Raw genomic sequence first — 17,073 nt, forward strand, 5'->3', positions numbered from 1 at the left:
TTATATGTCTCACAGTAATCAGAACAGATATTCGTAATCCAACATCATTTTTTCGAGTTCACTCTGGAATCTGTCCTTGGCGTCATTATCCAATGCCGGATTGCTGAGTATCGAATCCATCAGCTGGATCACTTTGCCCCCTTCACTCATGATAGGGTCGAGGTTTTCCTTGAACTGTTCGATGAATGGCGCATAGTAGTAATTTATCTCCTCGATGATGAAGGAGCAGATGCTCCATGCGGCATTGAGGGTGAGGCGATTGCGTGACAGCTCTTCCAACACGTATTTTCTCAAATAGTCGATGTTTTCTGCCTGCTCCGCCACGTCCTTGTCGGTTTTCACGGGGTGGAAATAGCGGTCTATCAGCACTTGCCGCTCGTGCAGATTGCGCTGATAGAAGATGTTCTCATCGGCAGGGGATGTATTGTCTTGCCCTACTTCCTCAAAGTGCTCGGCATGGATGCCGCTGATGGCGACACTCATTCCTCCCACATCCATAACGAGGCGACGGTCACGGTCGATACGGATGATGTAGCCCTCGAGTCCTGCCAGCTCTCCACCGGTGATGCGGAGCAGGATGCGGTTGCGGGCATAATAATGGAATGGTTTGAGCAGGAAACGGATACGCTCCGGCTCAGTCTGGTTGATGCGCATAAAGGGACGCATCTGGGAGTCTGATATCACCGCCACTCTGCCTGTGCTGCAGTTCTTGCACAAATGAACGTTAGGGAAATTCCTGTCAAGATAGGCTTGTATATCTCTGGGAAGACCCTGGAAGAAGACGAGACCGCTGACGGTGGGCAATTCCTTGCGCTGCACCTTCGCCCTGGCTGTGCGCTTGAAATATCTCACGGTCTTATGCACGAAATATGTCATGCCGTCTTTGGCGAACTGTTCTTCCATTGCCTTCACCTTTCTGTGATGCAAAAAGAGATATGACCATGTGGTTTCGCTTGGGCGACGACACTTCTTTACCTCTGAGCGAGCCTTTACGTCTTGCTCAGTAACTTGTGTGCCCTCTGGAGAAACGGAGTTCTCGTCGGCTGCAGAAAAAGAACTCGTACCGTCCGGTTTCATAAATTCCTTTCTACTTTATGTCATTAGCTGCAACCATGCATGATGGTTGCGGAAGCCTATTTAGTTTGCCATCGTCATGCATCATCTTAATGGTGTTAAAGCCATGAGAAAAAGCATTCTCATTTTGTGTATATTAATAAAATTCGTCTTCTCTTCTATGGTAAGATATACAATTTGTTGCAAAAATACAAAATTTAGTTGGATTAAGTGTAAGATTATATTTTTTTCTGCTTACAAATCTAAGAATGGCCGACAATATCCAAACGGTAATCAGCCAGAGTGAGAGTGTTCTGATGGCAGGATTTGAATCTTCTTTTCGAGCGAGTCATTTCATGATACTTTTGGTCGTTTTTGGGGCAAGCACGTTGCCCACATGGGGCAAGCACGTTACCCAACATGGGCAAGCACGTTGCCCCAAGTGGGCAGATTTCATTTCCTGTCTGTGCCCAAAAGTGTATCCGGGCATTAGATGGGGTGTGTTTTTATCCCAAATCGCTTTCTATGTTAATATCCAAATGTTTTGACCATTATTTTCAATTTATGCTGAGATTTTATATTCAGGGGTGAATGTTTGGCGATTTCTGACCATGGCTGTGACCAAATGTACAAGTTTGTTCTTGACATTGTTCAGTGCAACCTGCTTCTTCTTTCCTCGTTCTACGAGGCGCATGTAGTACCTCGCCATAATGGGATTGAAGTTGACGGCAGCTAGTGCCGCTTGCGTCAGCATGGCCTTTATCTGGCGGTTAGCCATATAATGTACATGCGGATCGGAATGCACACTGGTTCCCGAATCTTTGCCAAATGGAGCTAGGCCGTAATAGCAGGCAATCTTGCGTGAGTCGTAGTTGAAACGCCGGAAGTTGTCGGTGTACACCATCAGGCACACAGCGTTCTGCGTTCCTATGCCAGGCACCGAGGTCACGATGGTGAACACCTCGGTGAGTTCCTCGTCCGACTTGATGAGATCGGCAATGCGCTTATCTATCTTCTCTATCTCCTTATTGAGTTCAGAGACGATGTGCCGTCCGCTCTGCGAAATCATTGTCTTGACTGGCGACTTCTCCATAGTGAGTCGCTTTTCGCCTCTACGCACCTGGAAACTGCATCTGTGTCTTACGATCATCTGACGGTATAGGAACAGCTCACGCAGTTGTGTAAGCGACTCGCTAAGAGGCTCGTACATAACGGCTTTATCGTAATTCCTCATGGCGTATTCTGCAATCATCGAGGCGTCAGCACGGTCAGACTTCAATCGTCTAAGACCAGATGCGTCTTTGATGCTCTTTGCGTTCTCAAGCCACATGTCGTAGCCTTTACCGTAGAGGAAGTTGCACAGTCCCTTGCTGTAGTCGCCCGTGTTCTCGCCACAGAAGAGCCACAAGGACGAGTCGATACCGCAGGAATTCTGCTCAACCCACTTGACCAACTGCCTATAGCCAGACACGGTTGTCTTGAACTCGTTGAACACTCTAGCAGCGGTTTCTGCCAGTCCGTCTGCAAAAAGGATAGCCACATCAACTTTTTCTTTCGAAAAATCAACTCCGATAAATAAATTCTTCATAACTTTGTACGAGTTATATTGTGTAGAATTGGTCAATAGTTGTATGGACTAACACTCTAACAAGGCTCAGAGCCGATAACTTTCTATCTGGTCTTTGCAACTATGTCGATGAGGACCTAAACGATTTATAGCTTTACGGCTGGGTCATTAGCTGGTTTACCTCTTCGACAGACCGATTCTACCTTTTTACAACAAAGGTACGAAACTGTCTTTAGCAATCATAGTTTTACCTTGATTATTTTGGAGTTTATGCGACTTCGTCGCAATCTTCTGCAAACTTAGAGGTCATTAGGCCGTTTATTGTATTTTTTAATTACTGCTTGCAGTCTTTTGTTTTTTATAAGGCGTCTTTTGTCTGTTTTTAATTCGCAATAGCTCGCTATTACTCATTAAAAGCCAAACAAAATCCACTCTTCTAAAAGAACAAAATCCAAGCAAGCCCTAACGACCGATTCGGGTTTATGACAGATTGTTATTGTCACTGATATTGTCATTACGTGGTGGCGTTGTGTCCATGGTCTGCGGCTGGGACACAAATCAAAAAAAAAATGAAACACGGATTGGTTTTTTCACGGTTCCATTTTTTGATTATATTTCGTTAATGATTCTTGGATTTTGGTTTTGGATTTAGCAGGATTTGCAAGTGTTGGGGCTCTTTCTTTTTCCTTAGTCTATGCTTTTTAGACAAAAAACAGGATAAACTCATGGTTAGTCACTATGTATTGAATATCAGCCCCCACCTAGCCTCCCCCGTAGGGGAGGGACAGTTACTATTGCTATTGATAAGCCATTGACAATCTGACGGATACAAACAATAATCATACTGTCAATAATCATAATGCCTATAATCATAATGCCTATAATCATAATGCCTATAATCATAATGCCTATAATCATAATGCCAAGGGTAACTATCCCTCCCCTACGGGGGAGGTTAGGTGGGGGCTGATGACAATTGGCAGAGAAACTTGTTCCTTCCCTTGGGGAAGGTCAGGATGGGTTATCCTACGGGGGAGAACGAGAGGGGGCTGATGACAGTATTCTGAGTAACTCGTTCCTTCCCTTTGGGTAGGTCAGGATGGGTTCCCTTTGGGAAGGTTAGGATGGGTTTGAGGTCAGGATGGATATGAGGCTCAGAAGGGATATCCCACTGCGAGATGGAGCGACTGGCCGTCTTTGAATTTGCGTATGTTGTAGTAGCCGCTGCGGCCAGTGTCGTATGGCATGTGGATTCCCACTCCCCAGTCTATGCGCAGGATGAGGAACTGCAGGTCGTAGCGCACTCCGATGCCAGTGCCTACCGCCATCTCCTTGAGCAGGTTCTTCATCTTGAACTGTGCCCCCTTGCGGTATCCGTCGTCGCGCACACCCCACACGTTGCCGGCATCGAGGAAGGCGGCGCCATAGAGGTCTCCGAAGAGATTGAAACGGTATTCCAGATTGGCGATAAACTTCATGTCGCCGGTCTGGTCGAGGTATGATAGGCGCGCCTGGTCGGTGTAGTAGCGTCCCGGACCTACCGATCTCACGGGGAAGGCACGTATGCTGTTGGCGCCTCCCACATAGAACTGCTCGCTGTATGGCGTGGATGCGGCGTTGCCATACGAATATACGATGCCAGCATTGACATGGCCCACGAGCTGCGACTTGAGTCCGATGCTCCATGTCTTGGTGAAGTCGGTCTCCAGTTTCACGAACTGTGCATAGGCGTTCTTGAAGAGTTCCTTGCCCTTGGCGTTCCATTTCTTTCCTGCCGCGAGATAGCCGAGCGAGAGCACGTTGCCCGACTCCGAGAGCGTGAGGTTCCAGTATATCGGGTTGCGGTATTTCTTCGGACTGTTGTATGTGTAGGAGAACTGCATCTTCGGTATGAGCATGTCCTGCATGGTGGCGAGGAGATAGGGGTTGGCGTTCATTATGGAGTCGAAGGTGTGGGTGGTATAGGTGAGGTGCTGGTATTTCAGCGTCAACGGTGTCACCTCGAATTTCTTCGTCTCCGTGGGCTGCCACTGGTAGGTCCAGTTTCCCGACGCCGTATGCATCTTGAAATATCCCGGTCTGTTGATGACGTTTGCCGATGCCCTCGCCGTTGTAGTCGGCGTGACGTGATATCTGTAGGGCTTGAGGAACGGGAATATCATTCGTGGGAATGACACCGAGAGGTCAGCACCATATTCATAGGAGTTGTAGTCCTTGCCGTTCTGTCCTCCCGTCTGCCATTCGTAGGCGCCATGCAGACGCAGGTCTACCACCTCTCCGCCCTTGAAGGCATTGAGCTTCTTCAGACCGAGCACCAGCTCCGGTCCGGTGCGTCCGTTTATCTTGTTGCTATAATTAGTCTCCACATAAAACTCATACGGTTTGTTGAGCACGCAGCTCACCGTCATGTCGAGGGTGTCACATTGTGAGGTGGTGTCGCGAGGGGTGAAGGCGAACTGCACCGAACTGTATTGTCCTGCCGAACCGAGCCTTTCGGCACTTTCGAGATATGCGTCCTGGCTATACTGCTGCCGTGGGAACAGACGGAGGTGGCGCAAGAGCAGACGCGCTCTGATTGGCGGGCGCTTGCCGTTGTAGGCGAGTATGAGGCGGCGGTAGTTGAACGAGTCCTTGAGCTGCTCCATGAGCTGCTTCTGGATGTTCACCTTCAGGTTTCCGATATACCATTTGTGGCGCGCCCTCTCCGGGATGTTGTCGGCGAGCTGCAGTCTGAGCTTCACCCTGCCCTGATGAGCCAGCGTGTCGGCGAGATACGAAGCGTAGGCAGGCTGGAAATAGTAGTATCCGTTGTTGCGGAAGAGGGCCGAGAGCCTGCTCCGCTCCGCATCGAGGGTTGCCACATTGAAAGGCTTGCCCGGACCTATCAGCGCCTGGTCGCGGGTGGCGAGTATCAGACTGTCTGCCACGGCGGGGAAGTTGGCATATTCCACGGTGTCGATGAGCGACAGCTGGTTCATCGCCACCTTATATAATATCTTTGCCTTCTTGGGATTCTTCTGCGTCTCCACTTCAAAGCCCACCGTGCCGCCCAGATAGCCATGGTTGCGCAATACCGACTGTGCCACCGACGCTCTCAGCTGCGGATTCACCCAGCTCATGAGCACCGGAGCGTTGCCGAAGGTCTTGGCAATCCATTTACCGAGTTTTCCCTCAGAGTTCTGGAATGCATTCCATATCCATAGCTTATATGGTATGGTGCGATGATATGAGCTGCCGAAGAAGGCTCCGTTTGGTGCCGTGGCAAGTGCTGCCTCCACTTCTTCCTGAGTGGAATAGTAGTGGTCAGACTTCTCGCAGTCGTCATATTCTATCTGTTTCAGTCCCACATACAGCTGGTCGCCCTCGGGCACGGAACTTGTGGTGGAACACGCCGTGGCGAGAAACGCCAAGGCACATACCATCAGTGTGCCGAGGGTATTTGACATTATTTGGTGTTTCATTTTTATTTAGTTGACGAATTTAACGCATTCTAATATTATCGTAAGACACCCGATGCTTTTCTGAAAAGGGGAACCCATCCTAACCTTCCCCAAGGGAAGGAACTGGTTACTCTGCCAATCACATCAGCCCCCACCTAGCCTCCCCCGTAGGGGAGGGACAGTTACTATGCTTAGTTAAAGACTTATTCAGTCAATCACTTTAGCCCCCTCTCGTTCTCAAACCCATCCTAACCTTCCCAAAGGGGAACCCATCCTGACCTTCCCAAAGGGAAGGAACGAATTACTCAGAATACTGTCATCTGCCCCCTCTCGTTCTCAAACCCATCCTAACCTTCCCAAAGGGAAGGAACTGGTTACTCTGACAATGAACTTCAGCCCCCTCTCGTTCTCCCCCGAAGGGGAGATGAAGGTTACTCTTTCTTATAGCAGTCAAACAGACGAGTGGACGAATGGACGATCGGACGAGTGGACGAGTGGACAATCGGACGAGTGGACGAGTGGACAATCGGACGAGTGGACGAGTGGACAATCGGACGAGTGGACGAGCAGACTAGTCATCCTACTTGATTGCAAATCACTTAATCTCCCTGTTCACCAGAGGTGTCTTCGTGGAATCGCCTGGAGCCGGGCGCTGGGGAGCTGCCGGCATCTGCATCTTTCTCTCCTTGCGGAAGAGATCCTTGAAGTGCTGCATCGTCTTGCGCCATGTGAATCCCACTCCGAACTCCTGCGTAGTGCCTTCGAGCCAGTCGTAGGAGTTGTTGTCGTAGAAGAGCCGCAGGTATTTGTTCGAGGTGTCGCCCAGACGGTATTCAAACGTCACGTTGTCGAAGAACGACTCGTTCTGGTTTGGCACGTCGGCACCGCTCGACACCTTTCCGCCCACGATAATCTTGAGCCTGTTGTTCCAGAATCTCTTGGCAAACTTGAACGAATAGTCTGTGTGCATACTTCCCGAGGCGTCGGTGGAGTTGTCGATGCCGAAGCTCAGATCGAGGGTGCGAAGGGCATTTCCCGTTATGTTGTTTATCTCTGTCTGCAAGAACGAGCTGAGGGCACTGTTCATTGAGAATGCGCTGGTGTTTCCGTCAGCGAGATACATTCCCGTGGTGAGCATCGTAACGGCGAGTTTGCCTCTCTGCTCCACGCTCATCGCCTGCAGCTCATTGTGGAGCGACATATCCTCGGGAGCATCGAGCGTGAACTCCAGTCCCATATCGTTGAGCGTCCTTGTTATCACCACTCCACACTTGAAGTCCACAGTCCTGCCCTGCTGTCCGTTGGTGCCCACCGTGGCCCTCGTCTCCTCAGTGGCTGTGATGTTCAGTTTCGGGTTCATCACATCTCCCGTGAACTCTATGTAGCTGCCGTTCTCTATGGTGAAGGTCTTGAGCGGAATCACCGGCAGGGCGTATTTCATCTCACCGTTGCTGAGCGTATACTTGCCCGTGAGGCGGAGTTCGTTGAGCGGATCGTAAGTCATACGCAGATCGCCGCCTCCCATAAGGTCGATATAGTTGGAGTGGTCGGCATTGAGATAACACATCACGTGGGCTCCCTCGTCCACTCCCACCGAGAGAATCATGTCGAGACCCGTCAACGGCGGATGCTCCACGGTCTGCTGAGTGGAGTCGCTGAGATTGGTGAACTTCACCAGTTCGTCCATCTGGTTGTCGGTGGTCAGCGGCGAGTCTCTCAGTATATACGCCACATCGGTGGAACCGAGCACGTTGAGCCGTCCGCGCATCATCAGATTGTCGAGTTTTCCGCGCACCGAACCGTAGAAGTCGATATACGCCTTGCCGTATGCCACGCTGCGGTAGTTCTCCTTTGAGTTGATGAGCTGATAGTTTGTTGCCTTCATGCGCACGTCCATATATACATTGTCGAGGTCGGCAAAGTTTATGTTTCCGTAGATGTTCAGCGGATTGTCGTTGTGGCCGAACACCTCGAAGTTTTCGAGCATCAGCTTGCTGTCGACCACTCTCACGGGGTCGTCGCTGAAGCGGAGCTTCACGCCGTATGGCACGCTGACCATATACATGGAGTCGAGGAACACCTCACCGTCGACATGCGGTTTGGAGAGTTCTCCCCTCACCTTCATCGAGCCGTCGGCATATCCCTCAAATCCGAAGAGCTGCTGAGGAATGAATCCGTTCACGATTTTCATCGGCAGATGTTCGAGCTTGAGGTCGGCATTGAGCACTCCCTTTCCGACAGGGTGGTATGTTCCGATGAGCGACCCCACCTGTGAGCCCTCGCTAAAGAGCACGGCGTCGAGATAGTGGCTGCCATCCTCCTGTGGTATATATACAAATTCGGTGCTTATATCGCCGAGCGAGCATCCCTCGTATGTCATCTTGTCTACGCTAAGGTTTGACGAGAGGGTGATGTTCTCCTTTGTCTGTATGGCGTGGAAGTCGCCGTTCATGTTTCCCGTTATCTTGGGGAAATACGGCAGCACGGCGGTAATCTTGGATAGGTCGAAATTGCTGAGTCCCACGGTGATGTCCTGCAGGGCGTCGTGGTTTTCATCGTTGGTGTAGACCTGCAGTCCCATGCCGTCGGCAGACTTCAGTTTGAGATTTGCCGACACCCTGTTGTCGTCGCCTAAGAAGAGATAGTTGTTCTCGTTTGCCTCAAACCTCTTGTATCCCAGTATGATATCGTCGGTGAGCAGATGGAGGCGCGTTCCTGTGTCTTCGATAGTCGCCGTGGCTCCGAGCTTGATGCCGAGGCGGTTGGCGGCGTCGTAGATAGAGATGTTGAGACCCGAACCACGGTCGAACACGTATCCGTCGAAGAGCGAGTTGAACACATACTGCGGATTGTTCTTAGAGTTGCGTATCTGTCCGTTGTAGGTGCAGTTCGCGGAGTCTGACACCACATTGAAGCGTATCGTGTCGAGCAGCACTCCCGCCGCCGTCAGTTCGTTCACCTGCAAGGCACCGTTCATTCCCGTAGCAGCCGACATCGTCATGTTCATGTCGGCACTGGTGAAGGTGTAGCCGCAATATTTCAGGAATCGGCTGAAGATATTGTCTTTTCCCGCCTTCATGCGGAAGTCGGCCTCCGGCAGTTGCTGGCGCAGCGCCACATAGTCGATGCGTCCGTCGGAGATTTCCTTTGAGAGCAGGCTGCCGAACTTCTCGAAGCGCGAGAGCAGATGCTCGTATCCTCCGCGGGCGTTCATGTTGAGATAGAAGTCGCCGCAGTCTACCATCGCCCTTGTGGTGTCGCGGTTGGTGAGCACGTCGAAGGTGATGTTCACCGGCCGGTAAGCCTTGAGCGAGTCGAGAATCGTCACGTCGCTCGTTCCTCCCTTCAGCATATACGAGTGGCGCATGTCGGTTGCCACGTCAAAATGGCAGCACAGCGATGCAATGAGCGGCTTCTTTGCCACACCGAGGGCATAGAGGTCGATGCGGCTGATGTCGGAGGCTATGGTGGCGTAGATTTTCTTCGAACTTACGAATCCGTCCACCGAGAGCAGTCCGTCGAGCAGCTGGTTCTTGCTGTTTATGTTGGCGTGTATGAGTCCGTTGCTGAGTCGGGCGTCAGCGGTGATGCCCGTGAAGTGATATTTGTCGTAGACGAATTTCCTGATGTCGGCACTGGCATCCACCGTCATGCTCTTCTTCATAGGGTCGGTGCCCCTGCCGTTTACGTCGAGGGTTCCCGAGAAGTCTTTCATTCCGAGCGTCGGCATGAAATGGTCTATCCTCATTCCGGCGGCAGAGACTTTTGCGCTGTATGCCATGTTCGGCATGCTGAACCGTGCTTTCGCCTTCATCGTTCCCCCACCCTCGCGCATCGTCACGTCGGCGAGATACACCTGGTTGCCGCCGGTCTTCACGTTGCCCGAGAGCGAGATGCCGTTCGGTATCCTCGCTCCGCCCATGTTCTCCTTGCCCACGAGCGCCGTGATAAGCTGCGTGTTGGCAGCCGATGCCTTGAAGTTGATGCTGGCGCCGAGCCGCTTGGTGTCGGTGAGATTGGTGAGATATCCGTTGGCGTCTGCTTTCAGTGCCGACGGCAGATTGAGGTTGAGCAGCCGGAGCCTCATCCGCTGGAGGTTTCCGCTGAGTATCGTGTTGACAGTCAATGGCTTGTCGGGCCACTGCCGGCGGAATGACGCTGGCATACCGGACATGAAGCGCATAAGGTCGCGCTTTCCGAACGATGCGTTTGCCCTAAGGGAGAGGCGTCCCGGACAGGAGTCGCTGAAGGCGTTGAGGTCCATGTCCACGGCGGCTTTCAGCCATGAGTCGGGGGTCTTGAGCAGCAGCTGCGGCATCTTCAGTTTGAGGGAGCCCATGGAGAGAGGTCCCTTGATGTCGGCAATCTGCAGTCCTCCCATCTCCTTCAGTGCGCAATGGCGCATCACGAGCTTCAGCTCCGAAGTCTCCATGGCATAGGAGAGGGAGTCGATGCCGAGGTTCACCTCTGAGAGCAGGATGTGGTTGGGGTCTATGATGTCGCGCGAACGTGTCATGAACTTGTTGTCGTAGGCTATCCTGCCGTCGGCAAGTTCGAAATTGCCCACGCTATACAGGTTCTTGTATAGGTCGAAGGTTCCTTCTCTCACTCCTGCCTTGCCCAGATATGCGTCCACCTGCAGGGTGTCGCCTGGCATGTGTACCACTGCACGCGTGCGGTCAACGTTGAGCTGCTCCACGTGTATCTTCCAGTATGTAGGGGTCTTGGTGGTGTCTGGCGGCACGGTGTCGCTGAGTTCCACGCTGACGTTGGCGTCGCTGAGCAGCGCATCGTCAACGATGATTGTCTGCTTGCCCCAGTCTATGCCGTGGCTGCTGAGCGAGAGGAGCCCCACGGTGCCTTTCACCCTTGCCTCATGTATGAAGTCGGTGGTATTCATGTTCACACCCCTGAGTTCCAGCTGGTCTATCTCCACCTGCCGGCTCAGCAGCGGCATGAGCTGCACGCTGACCACGAGTTTCTCCACATCGGCAACGGTGTCTCTCACCTGCGGCAGCGAGTCGTTGGGTTTTATCATCTTGAAGTTTTCCACTCCGAGGTCGAGCGGAAACTCCAGATTCACCCTGCCCACGGAGATCTGCATTCCAGTCTTCTCCGAAGCATAGTCCGCCACGCAGTCTACCGCCCAGTTCTGCACCGGAGGCAGATAGAGCAGCACCGCCAACAATATGATGAGGAATATCGGAGCGGCAAGAGCGATGAGTGCCCAGCGTATCGTATTTCGCAATGATATGTTCATACCTAATATTAATAATGTACAAAGATAATGCAAAAAACTGACTAAACGAGATTATTACGCATTATTTATTGATTTCAGGCAAAAAAGTAATCTGAAACCTCATATCTGCCGCAATCACATGTGCTTGATTTCTTTATATCAACGATTATACCGGGCTCAAAGGGAATAATGAAGAAGACGAAATGCGTTCGACTTCAGACAGCTGAAAAATACAGAATTAAGCCCCCAAAAGGTTATTAGCCCGTCTTATGTGATGATTTTATAACCGCTTGCAGTCTCATGTCTTTATAAGGCGTCTTTGCTGGTTTTTGCACCTCATATTCGCAAAGAAAGCGAAGACGGCGCACAATATCAAGAAAAATTCAGTACTTTCTTGGCGAGACATTTGGTCAATCAAGATAAATGTGTAATTTTGCATAAAAATTATCGTCAAATTCGTAATATCAGAGAAGATGGCAACAAAAATACAGAAAATAATGGAGTCCAATCCAAATACGGGCTTCATGTTTGGCGACTGGCTCACACGGCAGGGACTGGATGCCAAGGGGCAACATGCCTACATGAAGAGCGGATGGCTTAACCGCATATCCAAAGGGGTGTATGTCTTGAACGGCACTGCACCCAAACTGCTCCATGCCATATCCGCCTATAACAACCAGTTGTCGAAACGATGCATCGTTGGTGCTTACACCGCCCTCGAGCTGCGTGGTTATTCCCATTATCTGTCATTGGGCAAGCCACAAGCTTATCTTTTTACCGGAAGAACGAATAAGCTTCCCTCATGGATATTGTCGCATGATTGGGATATGACAGTGAAGTATATGACTACTTCTTTTCTGGGGGATGACCTGCTTGGCGTGGAGACCATGACCTTTGAAGGTGATATTCTTTTGGTATCATCACCAGAGCGTGCCTTTCTGGAATGTCTCCACCTGCCGGAGGCTGCCTCCTCGCTATTAGATCTATATTATATAATGGAGAGTATGACTACGCTTCGGCCCAGGCTGGTGCAATCGTTGCTTGAAACGTGCTCCTCGCAAAAGGTTAAGCGACTCTTTGTCTATATGGCAGAGAAAGCCGGACATCCGTGGTTCAAGGCTCTGAAATTTGACAATATACAATTGGGCACAGCCCGATACATGGTGGTGCCGACAGGTAAGTATATAGCGAAATATAATATGACCATTCCTAAAGATCTTGCAGAGTATGAATGAGAACAATATAACCGGCAGAGTTTATGCCCAAAAGGTGGAGCTGCTACTTCGCATTATGCCCATCGTCATGGAGGAAGGTGTATTTGCAGTCCATGGCGGCACCGCCATAAATCTCTTCTTGAAAGACTTGCCCAGATACTCGGTCGATATAGACCTCACCTATATTCCGCTGGCTGACCGGAAGCAGAGCCTCGATGATATCAACCTTCATCTGGCATCTATTTGCGAGAAAGCAAAGAAGGCTTTCAAGGGGATGCACATAAAGCCCAACTACGACACCAGCAAGTTGCTTTGCGAGTGGCGGGGCAAACAGGTAAAAGTAGAAGTAAATCAGACTAAGCGTGGACTAGTGGGCGGTGAGAACATCACTGTGCCATTAAGCGAGAAGGCACAGAATGAGTTTGGACTCTATTGTGAGGCCAATATCGTTCCACTTACCCAGCTTTATGGAGGCAAGATTGCAGCCGCACTCTCTCGACAGCATCCTCGCGACTTATTTGACGTGAAGTATATGGACATTCCCTTGGCCGATTGTCGCGAAGGCCTGATATTCTGTCTGCTTGGCAGCGACCGTCCAATCCACGAGTCCTTTGCTCCAAGACTGATTGACCAAAGCGAGGCCATGGCCAACCAGTTTGACGGAATGACCGACATCCCTTTCACTTATGCTGAATTTGAAGAAACACGCACCAAACTGATAGATGATGTGAATGGTATGATGTCAGAAGCTGACAAGAACTTCCTCGTAAGCTTTGAACAGGGCAAGCCGGAATGGGAAGGCTACGAGTTCGACTACATGCGGAATTACCCCTCGGTAAAATGGAAGCTCTTCAACCTGGCAAAATTGGCGAAGCAAAACCCTGAGAAACTTACGAAGGAAGCTGCAAAGCTAAAATCAATCTTTAAACTTAGATGAATCGCCTCCTTGATAGTTTAACGTTTATTCAACTGCATTGCATTCTTCTTCAAACTTAGAGCGAACATCAGTATCTGCCTATCGTGCTAACGTAAGCTTATATACGCATAGAATATGCCGTTAGCAACCTGTATAGCGCACTTTGTGGAAATACAAGCAATGAGGATTGTAACATTCTACAGGGTGTAACATTTTATGTAACATCATGAGAAATGAAAGGGAAAACTGGATATTTGAGAGGATTTGCAAGTTTTTTGAGAGGATTTGCAAGTTATGGTCTCACGATTATTGGCTACCTTTGCAACAGAACAAGAACTATGCTGGGCAGAATGATTACTGCGCCATGCAGCAATGAGGCTTTGGAAGGCAGAAAAAGGAACGGCAAAGTAACAAAAAAAATGAACATAAAGCAAAACAAAACTTAAATCAGACGTGACAAAACAAGAAAAGGTCTTATTTTTGTAGTATTCCTGTCAGTTCCTGCGTCAATATGGGAAAAGAGACAGAAACGCATAAAGAACAGAGAAAGAAAATATCACATTATTAACAACGCCGACAATCCCGGCGCGGCAAGCGACGGGAGAAGGCACTAAAAAAACCTAAACATTATGACAACAACAATCGTGATCATCGTTATCGTCGCAATCCTGGCGATATGGCTCGTGTCAATCTACAACAGACTCGTGAAACTGCGCAACAACCGCGAGAATGCTTTCGCAAACATCGACGTGCAGCTCAAGCAGCGCTGCGACCTCATCCCACAGCTCGTGGCTACGGTGAAGGGATATGCCACTCACGAGAAGGAGACGCTGCAGCGCGTGACCGACGCCCGTGCCGCATCAATGGGAGCACAGACCATAAACGACAAGGTGAAGGCTGACAACATGATGACAAGCGCACTCGCCGGTCTCAAGGTTTCGCTTGAGGCTTACCCAGACCTGAAGGCTAACCAGAACTTCATCCAGCTGCAGGAGGAGATTGCCGACATCGAGAACAAGCTCGCTGCCGTTCGCCGCTTCTTCAACTCTGCCACACGTGAGCTCAACAATGCCGTGGAGACTTTCCCAAGCAACCTCTTCGCCAAGATGTTCGGATTCTCCCGCCAGCCTATGTTCGAGATTCCGCAGGAGAGCCGCGCCGCAGTGGAGAAGGCTCCGGAAATCAAATTCTAAGCCGCGGCCAGCATATCAATTCGGGTGAAAACCCGCTGACAAGCATGGGAGTCTGGACTAAGACTCCGATTTCTAACTCTTCCCCCGTCGCGGCAGCCACCATAGGCAGCCGGGCGGAGGATATAAACTCTTGATTATGAAATACGTAGGAATGTATACCCAAGTCAGCCGCAACAACAAACTGACTATAATGCTGCTGCTGCTCTTTCCGGCTCTCACGCTCCTCATGGTGTGGCTGTTCTACGTGCTGCTGAGCCTTTGCGGCGTCGCATTGGACGGCAATGCCGAACAGGTTGGGGGCAACGTGAACTGGACATGGGTGAACGGAGCGTTCATCGACTCGCTGCCTTGGGTTGTGGGCACCGTGAGCGTGTGGTTCGTGATAGCATATTTCTTCAACGCGTCGATGGTGAAAGCGGCAACGGGAGCCAAGACTCTGGAGCGCCGCGAAAACCCCAGGGTGTATAACATCGTGGAGAATCTGACGATGACGGCGGGAATGGACATGCCGAAGATAAACGTGGTGGACGACCCGCAGCTCAACGCCTTTGCCAGCGGAATAGACAGGAAGAGCTACACGGTGACGGTGACCACCGGACTGCTGAAGGTGCTCAACGACGACGAACTGGCCGGCGTGATAGCCCACGAGCTGACGCATATCCGCAACCGCGACACCCGTCTGCTCATCACGAGCATCATCTTCGTGGGAATCATCACGACGATAATACAGGTGAGCATAAGGTCACTGTTCTGGATTGTCAGCGACAGTTCGAGCAGCAGCAGCAGCGACGATGACGACAACAACAACGGAGGCGCTGCGATACTAGTGTTTCTGATTGCCATCTTCCTTGGCATCATAGCCTATTTCTTCGCCCTGCTCACCCGCTTCGCCATCAGTCGCAAACGCGAATATATGGCTGATGCCGGCGGCGCTGAACTCTGCGGCAATCCGCTCGCCCTCGCCTCGGCACTGCGCAAGATAAGCGACAAGCCCGGACTGAAGAAGGTGAAACGCGACGATGTGGCACAGCTGTTCATCGTGCATCCGCAGGCTCTGAGCGGCGGCAAGGGCATGGGCTTCTTCACATCGCTCTTCTCCACCCACCCCGACACGCAGAAGCGCATCGAGATTCTGGAGCAGTTCTGACGCCTGCTGCCGCATCAACAATCGGGCATAAGGCCGTTAAATTATATAATAGGCCGTCAATGTAATATTTTACGACTGTTTCAATGTAATATTTTACTTTGCAGTCTTCCGCATGCGGCAGAAGAGAATACAAACAGAATCACGCATCATGTGAGGATAATTCCCTCCATGATGCGTGATTGTTTTTTTATGGCCTTTCAGTCAGCCAGTCAAGCACGTATATCTGCTTGATGCCATCGTGCAGTGCAACAGGGTCATTGTCCATCGTGAGCAGATATTTTGGGAAAGAATCCGGCAACGACTTCAGCGGTGCCAGCTCCCTGTTCATCGTAGCCTCATCTCTGACGCTTAGCGCCACCTGATAGTAAGCCTTGTCATTGCCATTGATTACAACGAAGTCTATCTCCGCCTCTCCGGCCTTGCCCACATAGATTTCCCCACCGCGTCGCGCAAGTTCCAGAAAGACAATGTTTTCAAGAATATGTCCCATGTCGCCGCCCTTCGTTCCATTTATTACATTGCGCAGTCCGATGTCAGCCAAATACAGTTTCATTCCCGTTTTCAGCAGTTGCTTGCCCTTGGTGTCGTATCTCTGTGCTTGATAGAAAATATAGCTGTCTGTCAATGCCGAGATATAGTTCTCCACTGTATGTGAAGTGATTTTCCTTCCGAGCGACGTCAAGGTATCGCTGATGCGCTTTATCACCGAGATGTTGCCTATATTGTCGGCTATGAATCTCACGATGCTCTGCAGCATCATCACGTCGGTTATCTTTTTCCTGCCCACCACGTCTTTCAGCACTATGGTATTGTATAGTCCCGACAGATATTCGCGCACCATCTCCTTGTCATTGCATATCTGAGTTACATACGGAAACGACCCGCATTCTACATACTGTCTGTAAGCCTGCTCAAGAGACTGCGGCTTGCCGCTTGCCATTATGAATTCACTGAAAGAGAACGGGAAAAGTTTTATTTCAACATATCTTCCGGTAAGCAACGTGGCAATTTCGCCAGACAACAAGTAGGCATTGGAGCCTGTGATGTATATGTCCACGTTGTCGAGCAAAAACAGACTGTCTATGGTTTTCTGAAAATTGCCGACCAACTGTATCTCATCGAAAAACAGATAGTTCATCCTGTCTGGCAGCAGCCGTTCTTTAATATGACTGTGAAGACGTTTGTAGTCAAGCAAAGGTTCATTGTCGAGGTCTTCAAAATTAACGCTCTGTATCTGTTCCTTCCTGACTCCATCCTGTTGCAGCTTGTCACTGAACATCTTCAGAAGTGACGATTTTCCACAC

11 protein-coding genes are annotated in these 17,073 nt (G+C 50.5%); 6 read left to right on the forward strand and 5 right to left on the reverse strand.

The window, feature by feature from the left end:
* Positions 1-18 precede the first annotated feature (18 nt).
* From CCC32_RS06135 to tamL, 3 genes are all read right to left on the reverse strand, one after another.
* Positions 19-1,077 carry a hypothetical protein gene (locus tag CCC32_RS06135; RefSeq protein WP_287073067.1) on the reverse strand — a complete coding sequence of 353 codons (1,059 nt, stop codon included), beginning with the start codon at positions 1,075-1,077 and terminating at the stop codon, positions 19-21.
* A 538-nt stretch (positions 1,078-1,615) separates the two neighbouring features.
* Complete coding sequence (locus tag CCC32_RS06140) at positions 1,616-2,641, reverse strand: IS110 family RNA-guided transposase (RefSeq protein WP_042517114.1); 1,026 nt, start codon at positions 2,639-2,641, stop codon at positions 1,616-1,618.
* 1,133 nt (positions 2,642-3,774) lie between these two features.
* Positions 3,775-6,081: a translocation and assembly module lipoprotein TamL gene (gene tamL / locus CCC32_RS06145; RefSeq protein WP_287073070.1), complete on the reverse strand. Its 2,307-nt coding sequence runs from the start codon at positions 6,079-6,081 to the stop codon at positions 3,775-3,777.
* Between the two features lie 441 nt (positions 6,082-6,522).
* On the opposite strand from tamL, the gene CCC32_RS06150 reads away from it, so the two are divergent.
* Positions 6,523-6,648: a hypothetical protein gene (locus CCC32_RS06150; protein WP_287073072.1), complete on the forward strand. Its 126-nt coding sequence runs from the start codon at positions 6,523-6,525 to the stop codon at positions 6,646-6,648.
* 7 nt (positions 6,649-6,655) lie between these two features.
* Here the strand turns inward: CCC32_RS06150 and CCC32_RS06155 are convergent, their stop codons facing one another.
* Positions 6,656-11,320, reverse strand: a complete 4,665-nt coding sequence (locus tag CCC32_RS06155; RefSeq protein WP_287073074.1) for a translocation/assembly module TamB domain-containing protein — start codon at positions 11,318-11,320, stop codon at positions 6,656-6,658.
* A 452-nt stretch (positions 11,321-11,772) separates the two neighbouring features.
* Here CCC32_RS06155 and CCC32_RS06160 point away from each other — a divergent pair, with 452 nt between their 5' ends.
* The 5 genes from CCC32_RS06160 (at position 11,773) to CCC32_RS06180 (ending at position 15,769) form a co-directional block, all read left to right on the forward strand.
* Positions 11,773-12,534 (forward strand): type IV toxin-antitoxin system AbiEi family antitoxin, encoded by a 762-nt coding sequence (locus CCC32_RS06160; RefSeq protein ID WP_044065424.1) that lies wholly within the window; start codon positions 11,773-11,775, stop codon positions 12,532-12,534.
* Positions 12,527-13,450: a nucleotidyl transferase AbiEii/AbiGii toxin family protein gene (locus CCC32_RS06165; protein WP_287073076.1), complete on the forward strand. Its 924-nt coding sequence runs from the start codon at positions 12,527-12,529 to the stop codon at positions 13,448-13,450. The genes CCC32_RS06160 and CCC32_RS06165 overlap by 8 nt, the downstream gene beginning before the upstream one ends.
* A gap of 212 nt (positions 13,451-13,662) precedes the next feature.
* A complete protein-coding gene (locus CCC32_RS06170; protein WP_022316877.1) occupies positions 13,663-13,875 on the forward strand; it encodes a hypothetical protein in 213 nt (70 codons plus the stop codon).
* A 183-nt stretch (positions 13,876-14,058) separates the two neighbouring features.
* Positions 14,059-14,622: a LemA family protein gene (locus CCC32_RS06175; RefSeq protein WP_287073078.1), complete on the forward strand. Its 564-nt coding sequence runs from the start codon at positions 14,059-14,061 to the stop codon at positions 14,620-14,622.
* 136 nt (positions 14,623-14,758) lie between these two features.
* A complete protein-coding gene (locus tag CCC32_RS06180) occupies positions 14,759-15,769 on the forward strand; it encodes a M48 family metallopeptidase (RefSeq protein ID WP_287073080.1) in 1,011 nt (336 codons plus the stop codon).
* A 187-nt stretch (positions 15,770-15,956) separates the two neighbouring features.
* Here CCC32_RS06180 and CCC32_RS06185 read toward each other — a convergent pair.
* Positions 15,957-17,073, reverse strand: a 1,117-nt coding sequence (locus CCC32_RS06185) for an ATP-binding protein (protein WP_287073081.1), incomplete at its 5' end; no start/stop codon positions are given.

Origin of the sequence: Prevotella sp. LMAG:51 (assembly GCF_008680225.1) — a bacterium.
GTDB lineage: Bacteria > Bacteroidota > Bacteroidia > Bacteroidales > Bacteroidaceae > Prevotella > Prevotella pectinovora.

Coding starts and splice junctions, on each gene's coding strand:
- CCC32_RS06180 (WP_287073080.1), top strand. CDS start 14,759: ATGAAATACGTAGGAATGTATACCCAAGTCAGCCGCAACAACAAACTG.
- CCC32_RS06140 (WP_042517114.1), bottom strand. CDS start 2,641: ATGAAGAATTTATTTATCGGAGTTGATTTTTCGAAAGAAAAAGTTGAT.
- CCC32_RS06155 (WP_287073074.1), bottom strand. CDS start 11,320: ATGAACATATCATTGCGAAATACGATACGCTGGGCACTCATCGCTCTT.
- CCC32_RS06135 (WP_287073067.1), bottom strand. CDS start 1,077: ATGAAACCGGACGGTACGAGTTCTTTTTCTGCAGCCGACGAGAACTCC.
- CCC32_RS06160 (WP_044065424.1), top strand. CDS start 11,773: ATGGCAACAAAAATACAGAAAATAATGGAGTCCAATCCAAATACGGGC.
- CCC32_RS06165 (WP_287073076.1), top strand. CDS start 12,527: ATGAATGAGAACAATATAACCGGCAGAGTTTATGCCCAAAAGGTGGAG.
- CCC32_RS06170 (WP_022316877.1), top strand. CDS start 13,663: ATGAAAGGGAAAACTGGATATTTGAGAGGATTTGCAAGTTTTTTGAGA.
- tamL (WP_287073070.1), bottom strand. CDS start 6,081: ATGAAACACCAAATAATGTCAAATACCCTCGGCACACTGATGGTATGT.
- CCC32_RS06175 (WP_287073078.1), top strand. CDS start 14,059: ATGACAACAACAATCGTGATCATCGTTATCGTCGCAATCCTGGCGATA.